This window comes from Stenotrophomonas sp. K-6 (assembly GCF_056861555.1).
On sequence record NZ_JBSPUC010000005.1, the window covers coordinates 399,925 to 423,324 of the forward strand.

Consider the following 23,400-nt stretch of genomic DNA (forward strand, 5'->3'; position numbering starts at 1 on the left):
TGGGCGATCTCGGTGCAATTTGCGACAAAGCGTGATGAATATCACCTAATCAGCGGACTTCCTTCACGTGGCTGTACTCGCTTCCACGTCCTGCTGCGCTTACGATACAAGGCCTGCCGGGTCACCGGTAATGAGGTCTAAAGTGTCGACTGTTTCACTGTCTCTGACCGGTCGGCCGGCCTATCCTCCGAACGTGGGCGCATGGGGTGCGCCGGCGTTCGTTGTATCCATGTTGCACTCAGTACCTGTGAAGGTGGGGAGCCTTCTCGCATGATCGCCACGCCCAATGTAGGGGGGCACCCGGGCCGTGACCCGGCGTTGTTGAAGATGGCCCGTGAGGCCGTGCTGCCTGGGCTGGTCGAGTCGTTCTCGGCGGTGCTGGCGCGCTTTGATGACGTGCTGTTCGACCGTGCCGGTACCGCCGGCGCGTCGCAGTTGCTGTTCCTGGATGGCATGCGCGAGCTGCGCCGCCGCCGGGACGACATCGTGGCCGGGTTCCGTGCTCACCTGGAGCACGGCTGGGACGGGCTGGAGCGGGGCGACCCGGTGTCGGCCGAAGCCACCCTGGCCGGTCAGATCGAAGATGGCCTGAGCCTGGTCCCTGAACACGTGCTGGAGTCCCGGCTGGCGGTGCGCAACTTCGCCACCGTGCTGTTGCGTGACTTCAAGCCGGTGCTCTCGCGGCTGGACCGCCGCCTGGGCGTGATCGCCCGGGGGCTGGAGCTCAACGCCGATACCAATCCGATCAGCCCCGAGCATATCGGCGTGGCCATCCACGAAGCCTTCGCCGATTGTGAATTGGCCCCGGAAGTGCGGCTGGTGCTGATCAAGCTGTGTGAGCGCGACCTCCAGCAGCCGATCGGCAAGCGCTACGACCATCTGGATGAACAACTGGCCGCTGCGGGTGTGATGCCGCAGATGGCCGCGCGCCGGCCCCCGCCGCGCGCGCCCTCGCCCCCGCCGCGACCGGACCATGATGCCGCGTTCGATGGATTCGATCCGGACACCGCAGGGAGCAGCAGTGAGGAGGGCCAGGCACCGGCCTGGGCCCGCCGCTTCGCCGACCGCTGGGCCGAAAGCCGCGGCCGCCTCCAGGGTGCCCAGGCCGGTCATCAGGAGCAGTCCGGCGATGGGGGCGAGAGCCTCGGTGGCAATCAGGGCATGCTGCTCGATGCGCTGCACGAACTGCTGCAGCAGACCCGTCATGTGCGCGAGGACGCCACCTCGGCGGCCAGCGTCGCGGTGGGCCAGCAGCGCCCGCTGAGCCAGCGCGAGATGATGTCCGTGCTGTCGCTGCTGCAGGCCACGCCGAGCGCCACCCTGCGCGCGGCGATCGGCGAGGACGGTGAATCGCTGGCGCAGCGGTTGAAGAGTGAAGTGCTGTCCGGCGCGACCCGGCTCGGGGTGGATCCCGCGCAGGCGCGGCTGGACCCGCAGGACGAAGACGCGATCGATCTGGTCGGCATGCTGTTCGATGTGATGCTCGATGAGCGCGACCTGGAGGGCCGTTCGCGCGAGCTGATCGGCCGGCTGGTGGTGCCCTTCGTCAAGGTCGCGATGCTCGACCGCCGCATGTTCGTGCAGAAGACCCACCCGGCGCGCAAGCTGCTCAACTCGCTGGCCGAGGCCTGCGAAGGCAATACCGGCGAGAGCCAGGCCGAGCGCGTGCTGATGGGCAAGGTCGAGGAGATCATCGAGCGCCTGGTGGCCGAGTTCAACGAAAACCTGGCGATCTTCCTCACCCTGGAAGAAGAATTCCGCGAGTTCCTGACCCAGCACCGCCGCCGTATCGAGATCGCCGAGCGCCGTGCCGCCGAAACCCAGCGCGGCCAGGAAAAGCTCGAAATGGCGCGCCAGCGCGCCAGCACCGAACTGGACCGCCGCATCGGCGATACCACCTTGCCGCAGGCCATCGGTGAATTCCTGCGCCAGCCGTGGCAGCACCATCTGACCCTGACCGTACTGCGCGAAGGCGAAGACGGCGCGTCGGTCGGTGAGGCGTTGAGCCTGGCCGATGGCATCCTGGATGAAGTGGCCGAGGCGCGCCGCCATATCGTCGGCAAGCCGTGGCTGCAGGCTTGGCACCCTGCGCTGCGCAAGGTCTTTGCCAGCGTCGGTGTGCATGCCGACGCGGCCACCAGTGCCATCGATGCGCTGCACGATACCCTGCAGGGCATCGCCGAATCGCGCCCCGAGCTGGAACGGGCGCTGCCCGAACTGCCGCAGGTCGCGTTGCCTTCGCCGCCGGCGCAGGAATCGGCGGCGGTGGAGCTGGGCAGCAAGGTGGATGTCAGCGATTTCGACAATGCCGATGCCGACCGCTTCCGCGGCCTGGAGATCGGCAGCTGGCTGGATTTCGTCGACAAGGACGGCAAGGTGCAGGCGGGCAAGCTGTCCTGGGTCAGTCCGATTTCCCAGCGCCTGCTGTTCGTCAACCGGCGGGGGGTGCGCTTCTGCGTGGCCTCGCCGGAAGAGCTGGCGGTGATGGTTCGCCTGGGGCGTCTGCGCGCGCATATCGACGACGGCGCGTTCGACAGTGCCATGCAGGGCGTGATCGATCGCCTGGATACCAAGAACGCCACCGTGCATTGACCCCGGAGACCACCTTGGCCTGACGATCGGGTTACGATCAGCCCACAATCCGCTGATCGTCGGGGACAGGCATGGCTGTCGAGGTGTTGGTGGTAAAGGAACATGCGCCGGGAGAACGGCGCGTGGCGATGACGCCGGAAACGGCGCGCAAGCTGATCGCGCTGGGTGCGGGCGTGTCATTCGAGCCCGGTGCCGGGTTGGCTGCGGGCTTCCCCGATGCGGCCTACCAGGACGTGGGGGCACAGCCTGCCGATGACGCCCGCCTGGCCCAGGCCGACATCGTGCTGTGCGTGCAGCCCCCGTCCAATGACCGTCTGGCCCGGCTGACATCCGGTGCCAGCCTGATCGGCATGCTGCACCCGCAGGCCGACGCCGAGCGTGCCGGCCTGATCCAGTCGCGTGGCCTGCAGGCCTTCCCGCTGGAGCGTCTGCCGCGCACCACACGTGCGCAATCGATGGATGTGCTCAGTTCGCAGGCCGGCATGGCCGGTTACAAGGCCACGCTGATCGCGGCCCAGCGCGCGCCGCGCTTCTTCCCGATGCTCACCACCGCCGCTGGCACGATCCGTCCTTCCAAGGTGCTGGTGGTGGGTGCGGGTGTGGCCGGGCTGCAGGCGATCGCCACCGCGCGCCGGCTGGGCGCGCAGGTGGAAGGCTTCGATGTGCGCCCGGAAACCCGCGAGCAGATCGAATCGCTGGGCGGCAAATTCCTGGACCTGGGCGTCAGCGCAGTGGGCGAAGGCGGCTATGCGCGCCCGCTGACCGATGAGGAACGTGCCGAACAGCAGCGTCGCCTTGGCGAGCATCTGCGCACGGTGGACGTGGTGATCTGCACGGCCGCCGTTCCCGGGCGGCCTGCGCCGAAGATCGTCAGCACCGCGATGGCGCGTGGCATGAAACCTGGCAGCGTGATCGTCGATCTCGCTGCGGAAACCGGCGGCAACTGCGAAGCCACCCAGCCGGGCGAGGTGGTGGATCTGGACGGCGTGCTCATCGACGGCCCGCTCAACCTGGCCAGCCAGGGCGCGGTCCACGCCAGCGAGATGTACGCCCGCAACGTCTACAACTTCGTCGCGCTGTTCCTGAAGGACGGCGCGGTCACCTTCGACTGGGACGACGAACTGCTCGCGAAAACCCGCTGGGTCGCCGCCTGAAATAACAGGGACGGAGGTAGTTAATCATCCCCTCCGTTCCCGTTAACGGCTCAGCGCTTCGGCGGCGTCGGTGGCGGCGCAGGGTTGGCCTTGAGCCAGGCCTTGCGTTCATCCGGGGTCATCCGTGCCCAGCGGTCGCGCAGCGCCTGCCGTTGCTCAGGGCTCATGCTACGCATCTGACCAAACAGTGCGCGCGCCTGTTCGCGTTGCTCCGGCGTCATGTTCTCGAAACGGTGGCGGCCCCGCTGCGCCTGCGCGCGTTGCTCCGGGGTCATGGTCAGCCAGCGCTGGCCGTGCTGCAGCATGCGTTCGCGCTGGGGCGCCGGGGCGTCGTTCCAGCGGTCACGCACCGGCGCGATCAACGCCTCACGCTGCTGCGGGCTGAGTGTGTCCCAATCCGGCAGCGGGGCGGTCTGGGCCCAGCCGGCCGCACTCAGCGTCAGCAATACCAGCCCGAGGGACAGTCGCAGTTTCATCATCACTCCATTGCCAGGTCGGTGCTGCCCAGCCACACATACAGATCGGGATTTTCGTCGAGAACGTCGCTGCCGTCATCGGCCGCGCTCGCCACGACCGGTGCCGGCGGGGCGGTCGATTCGCCGAGGAGGAAACTGTAGCCCAACGCGAGCGCGACCACCGCCGAACAGGCCGTGGCCATCCACCAGGACGGCAGATGCCGCTTGGCGGGTGCGGCGCCATGACGCGCGCTGCGCAACCGCGCCAACGTGGCCGACGAGAGCGTATCCAGCGCCTGCGCGTGCAGCTGCCGCAGCGCGGCATCGTCATGCATCGAAGGGGGCAGGGGGCGGTTCACAGGGCGATCTCCAGAGACTGCTGCAGCGCCTGGCGGGCGCGCGAAAGATGGGTTTTGACCGCGCCTTCGCTGCAGCCCATGGCCTTGGCTGTGGTGGCGCCGTCCAGGTCCTGCAGCACGCGCAGGGTAAACGCTTCGCGCTGGCGCGCGGGCAGCTCGCGCAGCGCCTGCACCAGTTGTGTGTACTGGTCGCGCTGTTCGTGTGCCTGGGCCGGGCCGGGCGCACTGTCGGCCCAGTCGATGTCATGGTCGCCACCGTGCTCGTCGCTGCTGCGCCAGAACTTCAGGCGGAAGCCACGGCGGCGCTGCAGATCCACCACGCGGCGGCGCAGGATGCTCCAGAAAAGCGGTGCCCACTCGGCGGCGGGTTTGTCGCGGTAGCCGAGCATTTTCAACATGCTGTCCTGCACCGCATCCAGCGCGTCGTCGCGCTGGCGCAGGCCGGCCTCGGCGAAGCGGAACGCGCGCGGGCCGATGCCGGCCAGGAACGCATCCAGCGACACCGGCAGCGCCACCTCGGCAGGGGCGGGCAGGTCGGCATCCGTCGACGGTAGGGGAGAGCTCACCAGCACAGGGTAGCGGTCCGGCAGGGGAATACCGTGAGAACGCCCCAGGGCGGTCACGGTTGACCGGCCTGCCCGATTGGTTCAGCGCATGGTTATGATGCAGGGGACGGGATGACCGCCTGGGAGAGTGACTGCAATGAGCGACGGGTTCGTGGCGTTGTATATCTTCATGCTGGCCGCCATTGCCGGCCACGTGATCATTTCGCGGGTGCCGGTGATCCTGCATACCCCTTTGATGTCCGGCTCCAACTTCATCCACGGCATCGTGCTGATCGGCGCGATGGTGGTGCTGGGGCACGCGCAGACCCCACTTGAAAAGATCATCGGCTTCATCGCGGTGGTGCTCGGCGCGGGCAACGCGGCCGGCGGCTACGTGGTGACCGAACGCATGCTCGACATGTTCAAGCCCAGCGCCAAGCGCGACGCCGGGGAGAAGACGCCTTGAACGTGACCACCGCGCAACTGCTGCAGTGGCTGGTCCAGGTGAGCTATCTGGTCGCCGCCACCCTGTTCCTGCTCGGCCTGCAGCGCATGGCCTCGCCGATGACCGCGCGCAGCGGTATCCGCTGGGCCGGCCTGGGCATGCTGATCGCCACGGTGGCGACATTCTTCCTGCCCGAGCTGCACAACATCCCGCTGATCCTGGCGGCGGTGGCGATCGGCACCGGGGTGGCGTGGTGGTCGGCCAAGCGCGTGGCGATCACCGACATGCCGCAGATGGTGGCGCTCTACAACGGCATGGGCGGCGGGTCGGCGGCGGCGATCGGTGCGGTCGAGCTGCTGCGCTTCTCGTTCCTGACCAACCGCGATACCACCCACTGGAGCGAGCAGGCGCTGGCCGACCTCGCCGCGCGTCAGCCGTCGGCCACCGTGCTGGCGCTGGCCGTCATCGGCTCGGCGATCGGCGCGGTGTCGCTGTCCGGCTCGATCATCGCCTGGGCCAAGCTCGATGGTCGGCTCGACCGCCGCGTCACCTTCCCGGGGCAGCAGCTGTTCAACCTGCTGGTCGCGCTGGCGATGGTGGTGCTGGGCGTCTGGGCAGCGGTCACCCTCAGTCCGGTGGCGATCATCAGCTTCTTTGTGGTCGCACTCGCGCTGGGCGTACTGATGACGCTGCCGATCGGTGGCGCCGACATGCCGGTGGTGATCTCGCTGTACAACGCATTCACCGGCCTGGCGGTGGCCTTCGAGGGATATGTGCTCGGCAACGAGGCCCTGATCATCGCCGGCATGATGGTTGGCGCGGCGGGCATCCTGCTTACACGCCTGATGGCCAAGGCGATGAACCGCCCGATCAGCGGCGTGCTGTTTTCCAACTTCGGTGGCGGCGGTGTGGCGCAGGAGATCAGCGGCGCGCAGAAGCCGATCGAGGCCAGTGACGTCGCTGCGATGCTGGCCTTCGCCGAGCGCGTGGTGATCGTGCCCGGTTACGGCATGGCCGTGGCCCAGGCGCAGCACAAGGTGTGGGAGCTGGCGCAGCGCCTGATCGATCGCGGCATCAAGGTGAAGTTCGCTATCCACCCGGTGGCCGGGCGCATGCCGGGGCACATGAACGTGCTGCTGGCCGAAGCGGGCGTGCCCTACGACCTCATCGCCGACATGGACGACATCAACCCGGAATTCCCCAACACCGACGTGGTGCTGGTGATCGGCGCCAACGACGTGGTCAATCCGGTGGCGCGCACCGACCCGGCCAGCCCGATCTATGGCATGCCGATCCTGGACGTGGTCAACGCCCGCAACGTGGTGGTGATCAAGCGGGGCAAGGGCACCGGCTTTGCGGGCATCGAGAATGCGCTGTTCTATGCCGACAACGCCCGCATGCTGTACGGCGATGGTGCGGGTGCGGCGAGCGCGCTGGTCAGCGAGCTGAAGGCGCTCGACGGCGGGCATTGAAGCGGGGCGAGGGTCACGACCAACGGTCGTGACCTACAGCAGTACCGAAATTACGGCGGCATCCGACCTGCGGCGAAACCGGATCTGCGGCGACACCGGCACTACCGATGCATGGAACGCCATGCGTCGGCAGCGCGCATGGAGGGCGGTTACTTGGCCACCCACCAACCCACGACCAGCCCCACGCCCAACCACAGCCATTGAGCCGCGCCGTTGGCCAGGCCGATCAGGGTGGCGGCCAGATAGGGCCCCATGCGCAACGCTGATTCCCACGGATTGAGGCCCATCGAGCCGCCAAGGTAGGCCGAGGCGATGCCCCAGTTGGCCGCCAGCGCAACCAGCAGGGTCGCCAGCAGGGTCAGCACCACCCGGGTCCTGCCCGCGCGCAGGGTGCCCAGGCGCAGCATGAACGCGATGTCCACTGCGGCCAGAACCGCCATCCAGCCGGCCTGGCGGCCGGTGAGCAGGGCGATGAACAACCAGGCCAACGTGGCCGTGACAACACCAAGCAGCAACATCGGGGGCCAGAGCCAGTGGCGGCTCCGGACAGGCACGGACGTGGGCGACATGCAATCTTCCTGTAAGTCCCCACAGGATACCGGCTTGCGGGGTGACCGGCGCGTGGGCGGCCACTGGGCTAAAATGGTCGCCTTGCGGGAATTGGCCGCGACCCCCATATCGATCCACATGTATTCCCGTAGCAGTGAACCTGTCCACTTCGAACGCGACTGCGAGGCCGTCATGGTCCCGCAGGGCGAAACGGTCACGCTGCCCGCTGGCAGCTATGGCTACATCACCCAGGCCCTGGGTGGCAGCTATACCGTCTTTGTCGAAGGCAATCTGTTCCGTATCGCCGGCAAGGATGGCGATGCCATCGGCAAGGAAGCGCCCCCGGCGCTGGAACTGCCCGCCGATGCCTCCGATGAGGAGGTCGAAAAACTGGTGTGGCAGCAGCTGCGCACCTGTTTCGATCCGGAAATCCCGTTCAACATCGTCGATCTGGGCCTGGTCTATGAAGTGGACCTCAAGCACCTGGACGACGGCCAGCGCGAGGTCGAGATCAAGATGACCCTGACCGCCCCCGGCTGCGGCATGGGCGAGATTCTCGTCGATGACGTGCGCAGCAAGCTGGAAATGATCCCGACGGTGGCGCAGGCCGACGTCGAACTGGTGTTCGACCCGCCGTGGGGCCGTCACATGATGTCCGAGGCCGCCCGGCTCGAAACCGGCATGCTGTAACCGCCCATCGCCAGCCGGCGTCACGGCGTTCCCCGTAACCAGAACAGGAAATATCCGGTGTCCCAGTCTTCCGTGAGCTTCAACACCACCCGTTCCGCCCAGCCGCGCAGCAGCGAGGAGCGTGAGCGCATCCTGGCCGCCCCCGGTTTTGGTCTGCACTTCACCGACCACATGGTGGAAGTGCGCTGGGACAAGGACACCGGCTGGCACGATGCCGTGGTGCGCCCGTATGGCCCGCTGCAGCTGGACCCGGCCGCTGCGGTGCTGCATTACGGTCAGGAGATCTTCGAAGGCATCAAGGCCTACCGCCACGCCGACGGCTCGATCTGGACCTTCCGCCCGGAGGCCAACGGCCGCCGCCTGCAGCGTTCGGCCCAGCGCCTGGCGCTGCCGGAACTGCCGGTGGAGATCTTCGTCGAATCGCTCAAGCAGATGATTGCGGTGGACGCCAGCTGGGTGCCGTCGGCTGACGAATCCAGCCTGTACTTCCGTCCCTTCATGATCGGCGATGAAGCCTTCCTGGGCGTGCGCGGCGCGCACAAGGCCGGCTACTACGTGATCGCCAGCCCGGCCGGCCCGTACTTCGCCAAGGGCGTGGCGCCGGTGGCGATCTGGCTGTCCACCGAGTACGCGCGCGCAGGCAAGGGCGGTACCGGCGCGGCCAAGTGCGGTGGCAACTACGCCGCCTCACTGCTGCCGCAGCAGAAGGCGCAGGCGCAGGGCTGCTCGCAGGTGCTGTTCCTGGATCCGGTGGAAGGCAAGTACCTGGAAGAGCTGGGTGGCATGAATGTGTTCCTGGTCTACAAGGACGGCACCCTGGTGACCCCGTCGCTGTCGGGCAGCATCCTGGAAGGCATCACCCGTGAAAGCATCCTGCAGCTGGCGCGCGACCGCGGCATGAATGTCGAAGAGCGCAAGGTCACTCTCGAGGAGTGGAAGGACGGCGTGACCTCCGGCGATATCGTGGAAGCGTTCGCCTGCGGTACCGCTGCGGTGGTCACCCCGATCGGCCAGCTCAAGGGCGAAGGCTTCTCGGTGGGTGACATCAACGCGCCGGCCGGCGAAGTGACGATGTCGCTGCGCAAGGAACTGACCGATATCCAGTACGGCCGCGTGCCGGACCGTCATGGCTGGCTGGTCCGCCTGGACGCCTGATCCCGGCGGATCCCCGCTGAGACCCCCCAAACCCGCTTGGTGACAGGCGGGTTTTTTGTTGCCTGTCCTGCGGTGGCAACGACGCAAGCCATTGATGCGCAAGTGTTGTCCTGTGGGAGAGGACATTGACAGCCATTTCGGACATTCGTTGACGCAATTGGACCGTTCAAAACATCCCTTACACCTTCACTTTCACAAACCCTCGACACAGAAAGTCTCAAATCCGACATTTCATGTCACTGAAGTGCAGCTGAAACATTGTTGATCGTGCGGTGAGCCACTAGCGTCGGAACGGGCGGTTTGATCTCAGGGGAACCGATCCAATCACCGGGCCCGATCCTTGCCATCGCTCCAGCAGCCCCCGGATCGGACCTGGATTCTCAGCCGCGACGACGGCATTCACTGTCTGAAAGGGAAATCCGATGTCTCATGTCTCGCAACACCGTTTGCGTCACCGTGCATGGGTTGTACTGGGCGCCTCTGTCATGTCGAGCCTGCTGCTGGCCACCCCGGCCTTCGCCGGCGATGTGCAGCTGAGCGGTCTGTCTTCGGCGCCGACCCACCAGCGTTTCATCGTGAAGTACAAGGATGGCAGCAGCGAGGTCGCAACGCCGACCGCGCTGGCCAGTTCACTGAAGGCCGCCGCCGCTGCGGTGCCGGCGGCCCAGGGCCGCGCGTTGGGGCTGCAGAAGCTGCGCCAGCTGGCGATCGGCCCGACCGTGGTCAAGGCCGACCGGCCTTTGGACCGTGCCGAAGCCGAGCTGCTGATGCGCCGTCTGGCGGCAGATCCGGGCGTGGAATACGTCGAAGTCGATCAGCTGATGCAGGCCACGCTGGTGCCCAACGACACCCGCTTCTCCGAACAGTGGGGCTTCGGCACGAGCAACGCCTCGATCAACGTACGCCCGGCCTGGGACAAGGCCACCGGCACCGGCGTGGTGGTGGCGGTGATCGACACCGGCATCACCAACCACCCCGATCTCAACGCCAACCTCCTGCCCGGCTATGACTTCATCAGCGACGCGGCGATGGCGCGCGACGGCGGTGGCCGCGACAACAATCCCAACGACGAGGGCGACTGGTACGCCGCCAACGAGTGTGGTTCCGGCATTCCTGCGTCCAATTCCAGCTGGCACGGCACCCACGTGGCCGGTACCGTCGCGGCGGTGACCAACAACAGCAGCGGCGTGGCCGGCACCGCGTTCAACGCCAAGGTCGTCCCGGTGCGCGTGCTCGGCAAGTGCGGCGGCTACACCTCCGACATCGCCGATGCGATCGTCTGGGCTTCCGGCGGAACCGTCAGCGGCGTCCCGGCCAATGCCAACCCCGCCGAAGTGATCAACATGTCGCTCGGCGGCGGTGGCAGCTGCTCCACCACCTACCAGACCGCCATCAACGGCGCCGTTTCGCGCGGCACGACCGTGGTCGTCGCGGCCGGCAACAGCAACACCAACGTGTCCTCTTCGGTGCCAGCCAACTGCGCCAACGTCATCGCCGTTGCCGCGACCACCTCGGCCGGGGCTCGCGCCAGCTTCTCCAACTACGGTGCCGGCATCGACATCTCTGCGCCGGGGCAGGGCATCCTCTCCACCCTCAACAGCGGCACTACGGTCCCGGGCACCGCATCGTATGCCTCCTACAACGGCACCTCGATGGCAGCCCCGCACGTGGCCGGCGTGGTCGCGCTGGTCCAGTCCGTCGCGCCGACCGCGCTGAGCCCAGCGGCCATCGAAAGCCTGCTCAAGAGCACCGCACGTCCGTTGCCGGGCGCCTGCTCCGGCGGTTGCGGCGCAGGCATCGTCGATGCCGACGCGGCGGTGACGGCCGCCCTGGGCGGGACCAATCCGAACCCGGGCACCGGCAACGTGCTGCAGAACAACGTCCCGGTCACCGGCCTCGGCGCCGCCAGCGGTGCTTCCCTGGCCTACACCGTGACCGTGCCGTCGGGCAGCAGCCAGCTGAAGGTCACCATCGCCGGTGGCAGCGGCGATGCCGACCTCTACGTTCGTTCCGGCAGTGCCCCGACCGACACTGTCTACACCTGCCGCCCCTACCTGAGCGGCAACAACGAGACCTGCACGATCGCGTCGCCGGCGGCCGGCACCTGGCACGTACGGGTCAAGGCCTACTCGACCTTCTCCGGGGTGACTCTGACTGCGCAGTACTGATCGCTGTCCCATCGCACCAACGCAGAACGCCCCGGCATGCCGGGGCGTTCGTTCGATCAACAGCGATTACGCAGCTTCGAAGCGGTTGGCGGCTACGTTCTTGCGTACCTGTTCCGGATTCCAGATCCGGCCGTTCATCGCGATGTACACGCCGCTCGGCAGCGACTGCACCGCACCGATCGCACACCCGATGTTGAACTCCGCATCCGAGCCGCGGAAGCGGGCCGGGCTCAGCGCACCGGTCATGACGATCGTCTTGTCGGTGATCGACTTCAACACCTGGCCGGTCTGCACCATCGAGTCGGTGCCATGGGTGACCAGCACATGCCGCGTCGGCTGCGCGGCGATCGTGGCCCGGATCAGCTCACGGTCCTCGTCGGTGATGTGCAGCGAATCCTTGCGCAGGATCGGGATCACATTGAAACGGAAGGTCACGCCCAGCTCGCGCAGGATCATCCCGATCTGCGGATCACCGATCTGATAGTCCGACTTGTCGTCGAAGTAGATCTTGTCGATCGTGCCACCGGTGGTGATGATCAGTAGTTCTTCCATTGCAAGCATCCTGGGTACCAGACAGAAGGGCACGGAACCGCCGCGCCGACCCGTAGATGATACGGCTGCCGCCGGCCCGATGCAGGCGTGCGACGCCGGACGGTCAGCCAGCTGTTGTCTTGCGGCCGAAGCGCCGGCGCAGCCCCGGCGTGCTGGCGACCCCGATCACCGCCAGGGCCAGCCCCAGCTCGAGCCAGCCCCACAGCGCCACCTCCGGGTGGCTCCAGGCGCTCATCACCCCGTGGCTGAACCAGAACAGCGCCAGCACCCCGGCCCAGAACATCGCCTTGCCCCGCCGCACCAGCACGCCCAGTGCCAGCAGCAGCGGCGGCAGGGTAAACACCAGCTGGGAGGCCAGCCAATGCTTGTCCTGCGCGAACCACACCGCGAACAGCACCGCCAGCGCCGCCAGCAGCAGCGCCAGGACGATTTCCTGGGCGCGCGTGGTCACGCCAGCCGCCGCGCGATATCGGCCACCCGCCGCCCCAACGCGCGGGCCAGGATGCTCTCATCCTCGCTCGGCACCGGGTTGTCGTCCGCCCCGGCCACGTGGCTGGCGCCGTAGGGTGTGCCGCCGGTGGTGGTGTGGCTCAGCGCCGGCTCGGTGAAGGGAATGCCGACGATCAGGCAGCCGTGGTGCAGCAGCGGGACCTGCATCGACAATAGCGTCGACTCCTGCCCACCGTGCAGCGAGGCTGTCGAGGTGAACACGCCGGCCGGCTTGCCGGCCAGGGTGCCGTTGGCCCACTCCGCGCCCAGCCCGTCCAGGAAGTGCTTCACCGGCGCGGCCATGTTGCCGAACCGGGTCGGGCTGCCCAGCAGCAGCCCCATGCATTCGGCCAGATCGGCCACGCTGACATACGGCGCGCCATCCTCGGGCACCGGGGGCAGTGCGGTCTGCGTCACCGCCGCCACCGGGGGCACCGTGCGCAGCCGCGCGCTCATGCCCGGTACCTCGCCGATGCCGCGCGCAATCTGGCGGGCAAGCCGTGCCACCGAACCGCCACGGCTGTAATACAGCACCAGGATCTCCGCCATTTCGCTTTCATCTCATTGCGTGCAATGCAGCCAGTATGGCAACGCTGCCCGCTCAGGGCGAGGCCGGGCACTGTGAGCGGCCGTGCATGCCCCACACCCGTCATCGGGTACCCTTGCGCCGATGGAACCTCTCGATACGATCAATCTGTGGATCGAACGCGTCCGGGACCGCGCGCGCACGATCAGCTTCGGCCGCTTCCTGTGGCGCCGCTTCCTGGATGACCGCCTGTTCCAGGCGGCCGCCTCGCTGGCCTACACCACGGTGTTCGCGCTGGTGCCGCTGGCCATCGTGGTGTTCGGGGTGCTCTCGGCGTTCCCGGTGTTCGACCGCTGGAGCGACACCCTCAGCGACTACGTGTTCTCCAACTTCGTGCCCAACGCCGCGCGCGCCGCCGAAGGCTACCTGCGGCAGTTCTCGGCCAGCGCCGGGCAATTGACCGCCGCCGGCTTCATCGCCCTGGTGGTGTCGCTGCTGATCACGCTCAACAGCGTGGAAGAAACCTTCAACCAGATCTGGCGGGTCAGTTCGACCCGGCCCAAGCTGACCCGTTTCCTCGTGTACTGGACCGTGCTCACCCTCGGCGCGATGCTCGCCGCGGCCTCGCTGGCGGTCTCGGCGCGGGTGTTCGCGCTGCCGCTGTTCGGCACCAGCGAAGGCCGTTGGCTGGCCAACGTCTCACTGACGGTCGCGCCGATCCTGATCGAGTTCGTCTGCATCATGCTGGTCTACCGCGTAGTGCCGCACCACACGGTCAAATGGCGCCATGCCGTCCCCGGCGCGATCCTGGCTGCGATCATGCTGGAGCTGGTGAAGTGGGGCATGGGTGCTTACCTGGGCAGTTTCCAGTCCTACCAGAAGCTCTACGGCACGGTCGCCTTCGTACCGATCCTGCTGCTGTGGATCTACCTGTGCTGGGTCTCGGTGCTGCTGGGGGCCTCGCTGGCCTCCTCGATCGCCGCCTTCCGCTACCAGCCAGCCGACCTGCGCCTGCCGGTGGGGTATGAGATCTACGGCCTGCTGCGCCTGATCGGTCGCTTCCACCAGGCCCGGGCCGATGGCCGCAGCCTGGATGACGATGAAATCCTGCGGCTGGAGCCGATGCTGACCGATTCGCTGCTGCAGACGTTGCTCTGCGATCTGGAGGCGATCCGCGTGGTGCGCCGCGATGAGCAGGGTGAATGGCTGCTCGCGCGCGACCTGGACAAACTCACCCTGGCCGACCTGTACGAGACCACGCAGATGCGGATCCCGATCAAGGAGGCCTACCTGCCGTATCGCGACGACAGCCTGGGCACGGCCTCGGTGGCCGCGCTGGACACCTTGCGCCTGCCGCTGCGCGAACTGCTCAAACGCCGCGTCAGCGACATCTACTCGACCCCCGGAGACAAACCATGACCGCCAAGCCCCTGCTGCTGGCCCTGGGCCTGCTGACGCTGGCCGCCTGCAACAAGCCCGCCGCACAAAGCGAGGCCACCGCGCCCGCCGCCCCGGCCCCCATCAACGAGCCGGCTGCACCGCCGGCCGAAGCAGTACCCGCCACCGAGCGCAAGACCGTCGAACAGCCGACGCTGAAAGCCAAGGCGCTGGGCGGCACCGACTACGATCTGGCAGCGCACCGCGGCAAGTGGGTGGTGGTGAATTTCTGGGCGACCTGGTGCGCCCCGTGCCGCAAGGAAATGCCCGAGCTCTCGGCGCTGCACGCGATGCGCAATGAGATCGAGGTGGTCGGGCTGGCCTTCGAGGACATCGAACCGGCCGAGATGAAGGCCTTCCTGGAGAAGCGTCCGGTCACCTATCCGATCGTGATCGTGGACACCTACAACCCGCCGGAAGACTTCGCGATCCCGCGCGGCCTGCCGATGACCTACCTGATCGCGCCGGACGGCAAGGTCGCCAAGGAATTCCTTGGCCCGGTCACCGCGCATGACATCGAAGCGCGGATCGCCGCCAGGTAATCACGTAGTGCCGGGCGCTGCCCGGCTGCTGTGCGCTGCCGCATGTCGCGGCGGCGCACCGTTACGGGGCGACGAACGCCTCGATCGGCTTCAGCACCCCGAAGTGCTCCTTGTGCAGCTTGCCCTTCAACGGCGGCAGCGCCAGCACCGGCTCGTCCACGCGGGTATCGGGCAGGCGATCGAGCAGGTTGCGGATCAGGCCCAGCCGCCCGCGCTTCTGGTCGTTGAAGTCCACCAGCGTCCACGGGGCATCCTCGCTATGCGTCGCGCGCAGCATCGCTTCGCGGCTCTCGGTATAGGCGCTGTACTTGCTGCGTGATTCCAGGTCCACCGGCGACAGCTTCCAGCCCTTGAGCGGATCGAGGTGGCGCTCGGCGAAGCGTTTCTCCTGCTGCGCCTGGTCCACGCTGAGCCAGTACTTGAACAGCACGATGCCATCATCGATCAGCAGCTTCTCGAACACCGGCGTCTGCGCCAGGAAACTGCGGTACTGCGCCTCGGTGCAGTAACCCATCACATGCTCGACGCCCGCGCGGTTGTACCAGCTGCGGTCCATCAGCACGATCTCGCCCGCCGCCGGCAGGTGCGAGACATACCGCTGGAAATACCACTGCGTGCTTTCGCGATCGGTCGGCTTGGGCAGCGCGACCACCTTGCACTGGCGCGGATTGAGATGCTCGGCGATCGCCTGGATCGCACCGCCCTTGCCCGCGGTATCGCGGCCTTCGAACAGCACCAGCACGCGCTGCCCGGTGTGCTGCACCCAGCGCGCCATCGCCGCCAGTTCCAGTTGCATGGGTTCCAGCAGGGCCTGGTAGTCCTTGCGCTTGAGCTTGCCCATCGGCGTGCCTCGGTGATTCACAGGGAAGCCCGAGCCTAGCGCAGCCGATGCTCAGGCGATGTGTGGGCCCTGCCAGCCGCGTTCGCGTGCCAGCGTATGGATCACTTCGGTGATGTCGCGCGCGAAACCGGCCATGTCGAACAGGCCGCTGTCCTGACGCCGTTGTGCCAACGTGGCACGCGCCGCCTGCAATGCAGCCGGGTCGTTGCCGAGCCCGATGGCGGCAGCCACGAACGCGGCGTCATCGGCCACGTTGAAGGCGTGCATGCCCAGGTGATGGTTGAGGCTGCCGGCCACGCGTGAGGCGAACGTCGCGCCGGGGCAGGTCAGTACCGGGCAGCCGGCCCACAGCGCATCGGAGGCGGTGGTGTGGGCGTTGTACGGGTGCGTGTCCAGGAACAGATCGGCATGCTGATAACGCGCCAGATACTGCGGATGGGGCAGGCGTGGCATGAACACCAGCCGCGCCGGATCCAGCTGCGCCTGGCGTGCCGCGCTGCGCAGCCGCGCATCGGCATTGCCCGGGCCGGACAGCAGCCACAGCACGCTGCCGGGCACGCCGTGCAGCACCGCGAACAGCCGCTGCACGCTGCGCGGGTTGAGCTTGTAGCTGTTGTTGAAGCAGCACAGCACCACGCCCTGCGCAGGAAGGCCGCAGTCCTCGCGCGAGGGCACCGGTTCCAGCGCGCGGGTGTTGTCCGAGGGCTGGAACGCGCGCGGCAGGTGCCGCACGTTCTCACTGAACGCCGGGGCCAGCGCCTCGGGGATCACAAACGCATCGGCCAGCACATGATCGATCCACGGCGCGCCGGAGGTACCCGGGTAGGCCAGCCAATTGACCTGTACCGGGGCCGGGCGCATCGCCAGCACCTGCGGGGTGCCACCGCCGCCCCAGCCGCGTAGATCAAACAGCACATCGATGCCTGCTTCGCGGATGCGGCGTGCGATCACCTGATGGGGATGGGCGCTGACGTCGTGCAGAGTGGTCGCCGCCTGCTGCAGGCGCGCACGGATGCTGCTGCCGTCATCGGCGTTGAGCGCGAACAGATGCAGTTCCAGCATGCCCAGCGCGCGCAGCTGCTCGAACAGCGCGACGGTCAGCAGGCCGGTCGGATGCGCGCCGAAGCCGTTGGAAAGGAAACCGACCTTGAGCGTGCCGTGCGCGCGCACCGTCGCCGGGGGCAACCGCGGGATGCCCTCGGCCAGCGCCGCCGCACGCTGCCGCGCACAGGCCAGCTGCTCGGCGGCGCTGCTGTCTTCGCTGAGGAAGGCGAACGGCTCGACCACGGCCTGGCCCTGCGCGACGGCCTGGCGGACCTGCGCCGACAGCCGCTCCAGATCGCGCCAGTCGCACAGGCGGCGCTGCCAGTTGAGCAGCTGCGCGGTGATGTAGGGTTCGCCCGGCAGCAGACGGTGCGCGTGGCGATACGCATCGGCGGCTGCCTCGGGCTGGCCGGCATCTTCCAGTGCGTGGCCGAGCCACAGGGTGATACCGGGATGTTGTGGGGCACGGTCCGCCGCCTGGCGCAGCAGCGTGGCGGCTTCGCCATGGCGGCCCTGCATCCAGCGCGCGCGCCCCAGCCGGGCCAGGGCCTCGGGATGGTCGCCGCGCAGCCGCAGCGCACGGGTGGCGGCCTGTTCGCCAGCGCGCACATCGCCGGCTTCCAGCTCCGCGTCGGCCAGCATCACCCACGCAATGAAATCGGCCGGTTGCCGCTGTACGGCCTGACGCAGCTGCAGACGCTGCGGATCGGCACTCATCGTGGCCGCCCCGCGGCGATCATGCTCAGCTGCCTTCCGCGAGCCGGGCCAGCTCGTCGGCCTGGTGTTCGTGGGTTAGGCGGCTCACCAGCGCATCGAGATCACCGGTCAGGATGTTGGGCAGGTCGTACAGAGTCAGCCCTTCCACGCGGTGGTCGGTGATCCGGCCCTGCGGGAAGCTGTAGGTGCGGATGCGCTGGCTGCGGTCGCCACTGCCGACCTGCAGCCGGCGGCTTTCGGCCTGGGCGGCGGCCTGCTTGCTGCGCTCGGTATCCAGCAGCTGCGCCTTGAGGCGTTTCATCGCCTTGTCGCGGTTGGCGTGCTGGCTGCGCTCGGTCTGGCATTCCACCACCACGCCGGTGGGCAAATGGGTGATGCGGATCGCCGATTCGGTCTTGTTGACGTGCTGGCCACCGGCGCCGGAGGAGCGGTAGGTATCCACGCGCAGGTCGGCCGGGTTGATCACCACGTCCTCGACGTCATCTGCCTCGGGAATGATCGCCACCGTTGCGGCGGAGGTATGGATGCGTCCCTGCGACTCCGTCGCCGGCACGCGCTGCACGCGGTGCGTGCCCGATTCGAACTTCAGTCGCGAGAACGCGCCACGGCCGACAACGCGCGCCACCACTTCCTTGTAGCCGCCGTGTTCGCCGGGGTTGTCCGATTCGATTTCGACTTTCCAGCCCTGGCGCTCGGCGTAGCGGGCATACATGCGGAACAGATCGCCAGCGAAGATCGCCGCCTCGTCACCGCCGGTGCCGGCGCGCACTTCCAGGAACAGGTTGCCGTCATCGCGCGGATCGCGCGGCACCAGCAACAGAGCCAGTTCCTCGTCGAGCTGCTGCAGGCGCTGCTGCGCGGCGGCGATTTCCTCGTCGGCCAGCTCGCGCAGGTCCGGGTCTTCGCGCATCGCTTCGGCGGCGGCGAGGTCGGCCTTGGCACGGGCTTCGTCGGCCAGCGCCTTGGCGACCGGCTCCAGCTGCGAGAACTCGCGCGACAGCGCGCGGAACCGGTCGTTGTCACCCACCACGGCGGGGTCGGACAACAGGCGTTCCAGTTCTTCGCGGCGCTCGGCCAGCGCTTCCAGCTTACGGCGCAGGGTCGGCGTCATCGTTCCTCGCTACATCGGTACGCACGGCAGGGTGCTGGTAACCCGGCTTGGCCGGGAACAGGCGCTCGGCGGCGCGGGTGAGTTCAGTATCGCCGCTGAGCGCGGCCGCGCGCAGGGCGGCCGTGGGCGGGTGCAGCAGGCGGTTGGTCAGGCCGTGCGCGAGCAGCTCGAGCACTTCCTCGGGTGATTTGCCGTGGGCCAGCTGCTGGCGGGCCTTCTCCAGCATCTCCACGCGGGTCGCTTCGCCATAGGCGCGCAGTTGCCGCAGCGGGGCCTGGTGCACGCTGGCCTGCAGGGTCTCCACAAAGCGGGCAACCTGCAGCTCGATGATCGCTTCGGCCTCGGCCGCCGCTTCCCGACGGCTGCGGCGGTTGTCTTCGACCGCGCGCTCCAGATCATCCACGGTGTACAGGAAGGCGTCGGCCAGTTCGCCTACGCTGGCCTCGATATCGCGGGGCACGGCCAGATCGAACAGCAGCATCGGCTTGTGCTTGCGGGTTTTCAGTGCGGCGGCCACGTGCGCGCGGGTGATCACCGGCTCACGCGCGGCGGTGGCCGCGAACACCACGTCGGCCTCGCCGAGATGGCGGTCCAGCTCACTCAGCGGCAGGGCGACACCGCCATGACGGCTGGCCAGCTCCTGCGCATGGGCCAAGGTGCGGTTGGCGATCAGCAGCCGGCGCACGCGCCCCTCGCTGAGGTGGCGCGCGGCCAGCTCGATGGTTTCGCCGGCGCCGACCAGCAGCACGGTGGAATCTTCCAGTCGCGCGAACGAGTTCTGCGCCAGGCGCACCGCGGTGGAGGCCACCGACACCGGGTTGGCGCCCACGCGGGTATCGGTGCGGGCACGCTTGGCCACCGAGAAGGTCTGCTGGAACAACCGGTCCAGGCGCTGGCCGAGCAGGCCGTGATCGCGCGCCAGGGCCCAGGCATCTTTCACCTGGCCCAGGATCTGCGGCTCGCCCAGCACCATCGAGTCCAGCCCGGTGGCGACCCGGAACAGGTGGCGGACCGCATCGGCGTCGGCGTGCTGGTACAGGTACCCATGCAAGGTGCCGGCGTGCGACTCCAGCCACTGCGCCAGTGCATCACCGGATTCGGCCACCGCGTACAGCTCGGTGCGGTTGCAGGTGGAGAGCAGGACCGCCTCGGCCACCTGTGGGGTATCGCGCAGCGACGCCAATGCCTGGGGCAGGGCGTCGCCGCCAAAGGAGGCGCGTTCGCGCAGTTCCACTGGCGCGGTCTGGTGATTCAGTCCGAGCACCCACAGGGTCATTGTTCAGTTGCTTGCGATAAGCTGCTGGCCATTCAAGTCGTCATTTTAAGGCTCAGATGCCCCCGATGCCCGCATTGATTCGCATCTCCAGTGTTCTGCTGCTGTCTTTGTTCACCGCCAACGCCCTGGCCGCCCCCCCGGCAGCCCCGGCGAAGGGCAAGGACAGCGCGGCCGAGGCGGTCCCCCTGGCCCCGGTCATGGCGGGCGAATTCGCCCTGCAGGCCGGCAAACTGGGCGACGCCGCGCGCTGGTACCTGGAGGCGGCCGAGGCCAGTGAAGGCGATGCCGGCCTGGCCGAGCGCGCCTCCCGGATCGCCATGCTGGCCAACGATGACAAGCGCGCTGCCCGCGCGCTGGCCCTGTGGGAGCAGCGTGCGCCGCGCTCACTGGCCATGCGCAGCAGCACCGCCGCACTGGACATGCGCCAGAACAAGGTGAAGGCTGCCCGCACCGAGCTTCAGGCGCTGCTCAAGGATCCTGATCCGACCGCGTGGAAGTTCGCGATCGGCGCGCTGATCAGCGGCGGCAGCGATCCCAAGGTTCCGGCCCAGGTGCTGGGCGAGCTGGTGGATGCCAATGCCATTCCCGACCGGCTGGAGGTCTGGCAGGAGTTCGGCCGCCTGGCGATGCGCATGGAACAGCCCGAGCTGGCCCGGCGCATGGTCGATGAGGTGGTCAAGCGCTTCCCGGACGAGCCGCGGGTGGCCCTGCTGCATGCCAGCCAGCTCAACCAGGCCGGCAAGACCGACGAGGCGCTGGCCCTGTTGAAGGGCGTGGAGCCCAAGACCACGCAGGACCCCGAGCTGCGCAACGCGGTGGCCATCTCCTACGATCTGATGGGCCAGCCCGCCGCGGCCGAGCGCGTGCTGGCGGTCGGCCCGCAGGATGTGCAGACCTATGGCATGCGGGCCTCGCTGCTGGCCAAGCAGAAAGACGATCCCGGCCTGCTGGCCCTGTATACCGAACTCTCCCGGAAGGCGACCAAGCCCGATCCGGCCCAGCGCCTGCTGCTGGGCAAGATCGCCGAGTACCTCAAGCGCTACGAGGAGGCGGTCAACTGGTACCACAGCGTGCCCGGTGGCCCGGAACGCGACGAGTCGCGCCTGCGCGCGGCCAATGCGCAGAACGAGCTGGGCCGCACCGACAAGGCGCTGGCTGAAGTCCACGCGATCCAGTCCGATGCCACCGTCGATGACGATGCCCGCCGCGATGCCTATCTGCTCGAGGCCGAGCTGCGCCAGCGCGGCAATGACGATGCCGGCGAACTGGACGCGCTGGCCCGTGGCCTGGCCGCGTATCCGGACGAAAACGCGCTGCTGTATGCCCGCGCGCTGGCCTGGGAGCGTCGCGATGACATCCCGCGCGCCGAGGCCGACCTGCGCAAGGTGCTGGTCACCGATCCGGAAAACATCGCCGCGCTCAATGCGCTCGGCTATACCCTGGCCGACCGCACGCAGCGTTATCAGGAGGCCTTGGAGCTGATCGACCGCGCGCGCGTGGCCGAGCCGGACAACGCGGCCATCGTCGACAGCTACGGCTGGGTGCTGTATCGCCTGGGCCGCAACGAAGAAGCACTGGTGCAGCTGCGCCGCGCGTGGACCTTGGCCAAGGATGCGGAGATCGCCGCGCATGTGGGCGAGGTGCTGTGGGTGTTGAACAAGAAGGACGAGGCGCGCCACTTCTTTGAAGAGGCCCGCAAGCTCGACCCGGACAACCGCGCTCTGCAGCGTGTGATCGAGAAATACGGCGTATGAATCTGTTGTCCCTGAAGGCCGCCGCGGCGGTCGCCGTGGCGTTGTCGCTCTCGGCCTGTGTGTCGCTGGATGAGCGAAAAGCGCCGTCCGCCCCGACCGTGGTTACCGCGGTATCGGCCGCTGCGCAACAGGCCGAGACCGAACGTGTCGCGGCCGTACGCGCGCAGCCGGCCTGGTCCTTCCAGGGCCGGGTGGCGATCAGCAAAGGTCGCAATGGCGGCAGCGGCCGCATCGACTGGCAGCAGCAGGCGGCCGGGTATGTGGTCGAGCTCAGCGCGCCGGTCACCCGGCAAAGCTGGAAGCTGACCGGCGACAGCCATCACGAGGGCGGCCGTCTGGAAGGCCTGGAAGGCGGCACGCGCGAAGGCGAGGATGCCCAGCAGGTCCTGCTGGAGGCCACCGGCTGGGACATCCCCGTCAACCAGCTGCCGGACTGGGTGCGCGGTCTGGTCGCCGATGCGGCTCCGGCCGAGTTGATCGAGCGCGACGGCGAGGGGCGCCCGCGTCGCGTCCAGCAGATGGGCTGGGAGATCCAGTACTTGGAGTGGTACCCGGCCGACGCCGGTCGCCCGGTGCTCCCGCGCCGGATTGAAGCGGTCAATGGCGACGCGAAGGTCCGCCTGGTGGTCGACAGCTGGGTGCTGGCCGGCCCATGAGTACGCTGGATGCGTTCGACGGCGGGTCCACCTGGCCGGCCCCTGCCAAGCTGAACCTGTTCCTGCACATCACCGGCCGCCGCCCGGATGGCTACCATCAGCTCCAGACCGTATTCCGCCTGCTCGACTGGGGCGATCGGATCCATCTGCGCATCCGCGACGATGGCCGGATCCGGCGTGAAGGCATCTCCGTGGCCGGCGTTGCCGAGGCCGATGATCTGGCGATCCGTGCTGCGCGCCTGCTGAAAAATGCGGCTAACGTCACTCAAGGTGTCGATATCGGCGTCGAAAAGGTCGTTCCGGCGGGTGGCGGCTTCGGGGGCGGCTCGTCTGATGCCGCCACCGTCCTGGTCGCGCTGAACCGCATGTGGCGCGCCGGCCTGGACGTGGATGCGCTGGCCGCGCTGGGCCTGCAGCTGGGTGCGGACGTGCCGGTCTTCGTGCGCGGGCACAACGCCTGGGCCGAGGGCGTGGGTGAACTGCTCACCCCGATCGCCCTGCCACCGGCGTGGTTCGTACTGGCCCACCCGGGCGTTCACGTGCCCACGCCCGCACTTTTCGCATCACCGGATTTGACGCGGGATGCCCCAGTGGCGAAAATAGCGGACTTCGCTTCCGGGTCTTTGCTCGGGAATGCGTTCGAGCCGGTCCTGCGCCGTCGCGAACCTGCCGTAGAGGCAGCGCTCGCAGCGTTGAGCAGTATCGGCCGGGCACGACTCACCGGGTCGGGAAGCGGTTGTTTCGTCGAGTTCGCCACGCGCGCTGCTGCAGAGCAGGGCCTGGCGCGATTGCCGAAGGAACTGCGGGCATGGGTGGCTGCGGGCGTGGAGCGCTCGCCACTGCTTGATGTACTCGAGCGTTACTGATTTTG

The 23,400-nt window shown here is 67.9% G+C and carries 23 protein-coding genes; 12 read left to right on the forward strand and 11 right to left on the reverse strand.

All coding sequences use genetic code 11. The annotated features are described in order from the left end of the window. Positions 1-270 precede the first annotated feature (270 nt). Together AC13F7_RS16765 and AC13F7_RS16770 are read left to right on the forward strand one after the other, a co-directional pair. Positions 271-2,592: a DUF1631 domain-containing protein gene (locus AC13F7_RS16765; protein ID WP_483002264.1), complete on the forward strand. Its 2,322-nt coding sequence runs from the start codon at positions 271-273 to the stop codon at positions 2,590-2,592. Positions 2,593-2,663: 71 nt separating this feature from the next. Then, positions 2,664-3,746: an NAD(P) transhydrogenase subunit alpha gene (locus AC13F7_RS16770; protein ID WP_483002266.1), complete on the forward strand. Its 1,083-nt coding sequence runs from the start codon at positions 2,664-2,666 to the stop codon at positions 3,744-3,746. 50 nt (positions 3,747-3,796) lie between these two features. Here AC13F7_RS16770 and AC13F7_RS16775 read toward each other — a convergent pair whose 3' ends face one another. From AC13F7_RS16775 to AC13F7_RS16785, 3 genes are read right to left on the reverse strand one after another with little or no spacing between them, the layout of a single operon-like run. Next, positions 3,797-4,225, reverse strand: coding sequence for a DUF3106 domain-containing protein (locus tag AC13F7_RS16775; protein ID WP_483002268.1), 429 nt, complete (start codon positions 4,223-4,225; stop codon positions 3,797-3,799). Next, positions 4,225-4,560, reverse strand: coding sequence for a hypothetical protein (locus tag AC13F7_RS16780; protein WP_483002270.1), 336 nt, complete (start codon positions 4,558-4,560; stop codon positions 4,225-4,227). The genes AC13F7_RS16775 and AC13F7_RS16780 overlap by 1 nt, the downstream gene beginning before the upstream one ends. Further along, positions 4,557-5,132 carry an RNA polymerase sigma factor gene (locus tag AC13F7_RS16785; RefSeq protein WP_483002272.1) on the reverse strand — a complete coding sequence of 192 codons (576 nt, stop codon included), beginning with the start codon at positions 5,130-5,132 and terminating at the stop codon, positions 4,557-4,559. The genes AC13F7_RS16780 and AC13F7_RS16785 overlap by 4 nt, the downstream gene beginning before the upstream one ends. 130 nt (positions 5,133-5,262) lie before the next feature. Here AC13F7_RS16785 and AC13F7_RS16790 point away from each other — a divergent pair, with 130 nt between their 5' ends. Together AC13F7_RS16790 and AC13F7_RS16795 are read left to right on the forward strand one after the other, a co-directional pair. Then, positions 5,263-5,571, forward strand: a complete 309-nt coding sequence (locus AC13F7_RS16790; protein ID WP_121044596.1) for an NAD(P) transhydrogenase subunit alpha part 2 — start codon at positions 5,263-5,265, stop codon at positions 5,569-5,571. Further along, on the forward strand, positions 5,568-7,022 hold the full coding sequence (locus AC13F7_RS16795) for an NAD(P)(+) transhydrogenase (Re/Si-specific) subunit beta (RefSeq protein WP_481470398.1): 1,455 nt from the start codon (positions 5,568-5,570) through the stop codon (positions 7,020-7,022). Before AC13F7_RS16790 ends, AC13F7_RS16795 begins: the two co-directional genes overlap by 4 nt. A 149-nt stretch (positions 7,023-7,171) precedes the next feature. Here the strand turns inward: AC13F7_RS16795 and AC13F7_RS16800 are convergent, their stop codons facing one another. Continuing rightward, positions 7,172-7,591 (reverse strand): hypothetical protein, encoded by a 420-nt coding sequence (locus AC13F7_RS16800; RefSeq protein WP_483002274.1) that lies wholly within the window; start codon positions 7,589-7,591, stop codon positions 7,172-7,174. 118 nt (positions 7,592-7,709) lie between these two features. On the opposite strand from AC13F7_RS16800, the gene sufT reads away from it, so the two are divergent. The 3 genes from sufT to AC13F7_RS16815 all read left to right on the forward strand — a co-directional run bounded on the left by sufT (position 7,710) and on the right by AC13F7_RS16815 (position 11,584). Beyond that, positions 7,710-8,261, forward strand: a complete 552-nt coding sequence (gene sufT, locus AC13F7_RS16805) for a putative Fe-S cluster assembly protein SufT (protein ID WP_123728426.1) — start codon at positions 7,710-7,712, stop codon at positions 8,259-8,261. A gap of 57 nt (positions 8,262-8,318) precedes the next feature. Continuing rightward, a complete protein-coding gene (locus tag AC13F7_RS16810) occupies positions 8,319-9,416 on the forward strand; it encodes a branched-chain amino acid aminotransferase (RefSeq protein ID WP_483002276.1) in 1,098 nt (365 codons plus the stop codon). A gap of 422 nt (positions 9,417-9,838) precedes the next feature. Further along, complete coding sequence (locus AC13F7_RS16815) at positions 9,839-11,584, forward strand: S8 family peptidase (RefSeq protein WP_483002278.1); 1,746 nt, start codon at positions 9,839-9,841, stop codon at positions 11,582-11,584. Positions 11,585-11,650: 66 nt separating this feature from the next. On the opposite strand, the gene AC13F7_RS16820 is transcribed toward AC13F7_RS16815, so the two are convergent. The 3 genes from AC13F7_RS16820 to wrbA form a co-directional block, all read right to left on the reverse strand. After that, entirely contained in the window at positions 11,651-12,136 is a 486-nt protein-coding gene (locus tag AC13F7_RS16820; protein WP_026070231.1) for an asparaginase domain-containing protein, read from the reverse strand. Positions 12,137-12,239: 103 nt separating this feature from the next. Beyond that, on the reverse strand, positions 12,240-12,587 hold the full coding sequence (locus tag AC13F7_RS16825; protein WP_483002280.1) for a DUF2069 domain-containing protein: 348 nt from the start codon (positions 12,585-12,587) through the stop codon (positions 12,240-12,242). Next, positions 12,584-13,174 (reverse strand): NAD(P)H:quinone oxidoreductase, encoded by a 591-nt coding sequence (wrbA, locus tag AC13F7_RS16830; RefSeq protein WP_481470403.1) that lies wholly within the window; start codon positions 13,172-13,174, stop codon positions 12,584-12,586. The genes AC13F7_RS16825 and wrbA overlap by 4 nt, the downstream gene beginning before the upstream one ends. 121 nt (positions 13,175-13,295) lie before the next feature. Between wrbA and AC13F7_RS16835 the strand changes: the two genes are divergently transcribed. Then, on the forward strand, positions 13,296-14,570 hold the full coding sequence (locus tag AC13F7_RS16835) for a YihY family inner membrane protein (RefSeq protein WP_123728429.1): 1,275 nt from the start codon (positions 13,296-13,298) through the stop codon (positions 14,568-14,570). Beyond that, positions 14,567-15,130 carry a TlpA family protein disulfide reductase gene (locus tag AC13F7_RS16840; RefSeq protein WP_483002283.1) on the forward strand — a complete coding sequence of 188 codons (564 nt, stop codon included), beginning with the start codon at positions 14,567-14,569 and terminating at the stop codon, positions 15,128-15,130. Before AC13F7_RS16835 ends, AC13F7_RS16840 begins: the two co-directional genes overlap by 4 nt. A gap of 61 nt (positions 15,131-15,191) precedes the next feature. On the opposite strand, the gene ppk2 is transcribed toward AC13F7_RS16840, so the two are convergent. The 4 genes from ppk2 to hemA are packed head-to-tail and all read right to left on the reverse strand — an operon-like array spanning position 15,192 to position 20,119. Continuing rightward, entirely contained in the window at positions 15,192-15,971 is a 780-nt protein-coding gene (gene ppk2 / locus AC13F7_RS16845) for a polyphosphate kinase 2 (RefSeq protein ID WP_483002285.1), read from the reverse strand. A gap of 51 nt (positions 15,972-16,022) precedes the next feature. Then, on the reverse strand, positions 16,023-17,732 hold the full coding sequence (locus AC13F7_RS16850) for an O-linked N-acetylglucosamine transferase, SPINDLY family protein (protein WP_483002287.1): 1,710 nt from the start codon (positions 17,730-17,732) through the stop codon (positions 16,023-16,025). Between the two features lie 25 nt (positions 17,733-17,757). Beyond that, on the reverse strand, positions 17,758-18,843 hold the full coding sequence (gene prfA / locus AC13F7_RS16855; RefSeq protein ID WP_483002289.1) for a peptide chain release factor 1: 1,086 nt from the start codon (positions 18,841-18,843) through the stop codon (positions 17,758-17,760). Continuing rightward, positions 18,821-20,119: a glutamyl-tRNA reductase gene (gene hemA / locus AC13F7_RS16860; RefSeq protein ID WP_483002291.1), complete on the reverse strand. Its 1,299-nt coding sequence runs from the start codon at positions 20,117-20,119 to the stop codon at positions 18,821-18,823. The genes prfA and hemA overlap by 23 nt, the downstream gene beginning before the upstream one ends. A gap of 65 nt (positions 20,120-20,184) precedes the next feature. Between hemA and AC13F7_RS16865 the strand changes: the two genes are divergently transcribed. The 3 genes from AC13F7_RS16865 to ispE are packed head-to-tail and all read left to right on the forward strand — an operon-like array spanning position 20,185 to position 23,395. Continuing rightward, the gene (locus tag AC13F7_RS16865) at positions 20,185-21,873 is read left to right on the forward strand and encodes a tetratricopeptide repeat protein (RefSeq protein ID WP_481470410.1); all 1,689 of its coding nucleotides are present in this window, start codon (positions 20,185-20,187) and stop codon (positions 21,871-21,873) included. Further along, positions 21,870-22,529 (forward strand): lipoprotein insertase outer membrane protein LolB, encoded by a 660-nt coding sequence (gene lolB, locus AC13F7_RS16870; protein WP_483002293.1) that lies wholly within the window; start codon positions 21,870-21,872, stop codon positions 22,527-22,529. The genes AC13F7_RS16865 and lolB overlap by 4 nt, the downstream gene beginning before the upstream one ends. Beyond that, entirely contained in the window at positions 22,526-23,395 is an 870-nt protein-coding gene (gene ispE / locus AC13F7_RS16875) for a 4-(cytidine 5'-diphospho)-2-C-methyl-D-erythritol kinase (RefSeq protein WP_483002295.1), read from the forward strand. Before lolB ends, ispE begins: the two co-directional genes overlap by 4 nt. Positions 23,396-23,400: the final 5 nt, after the last annotated feature.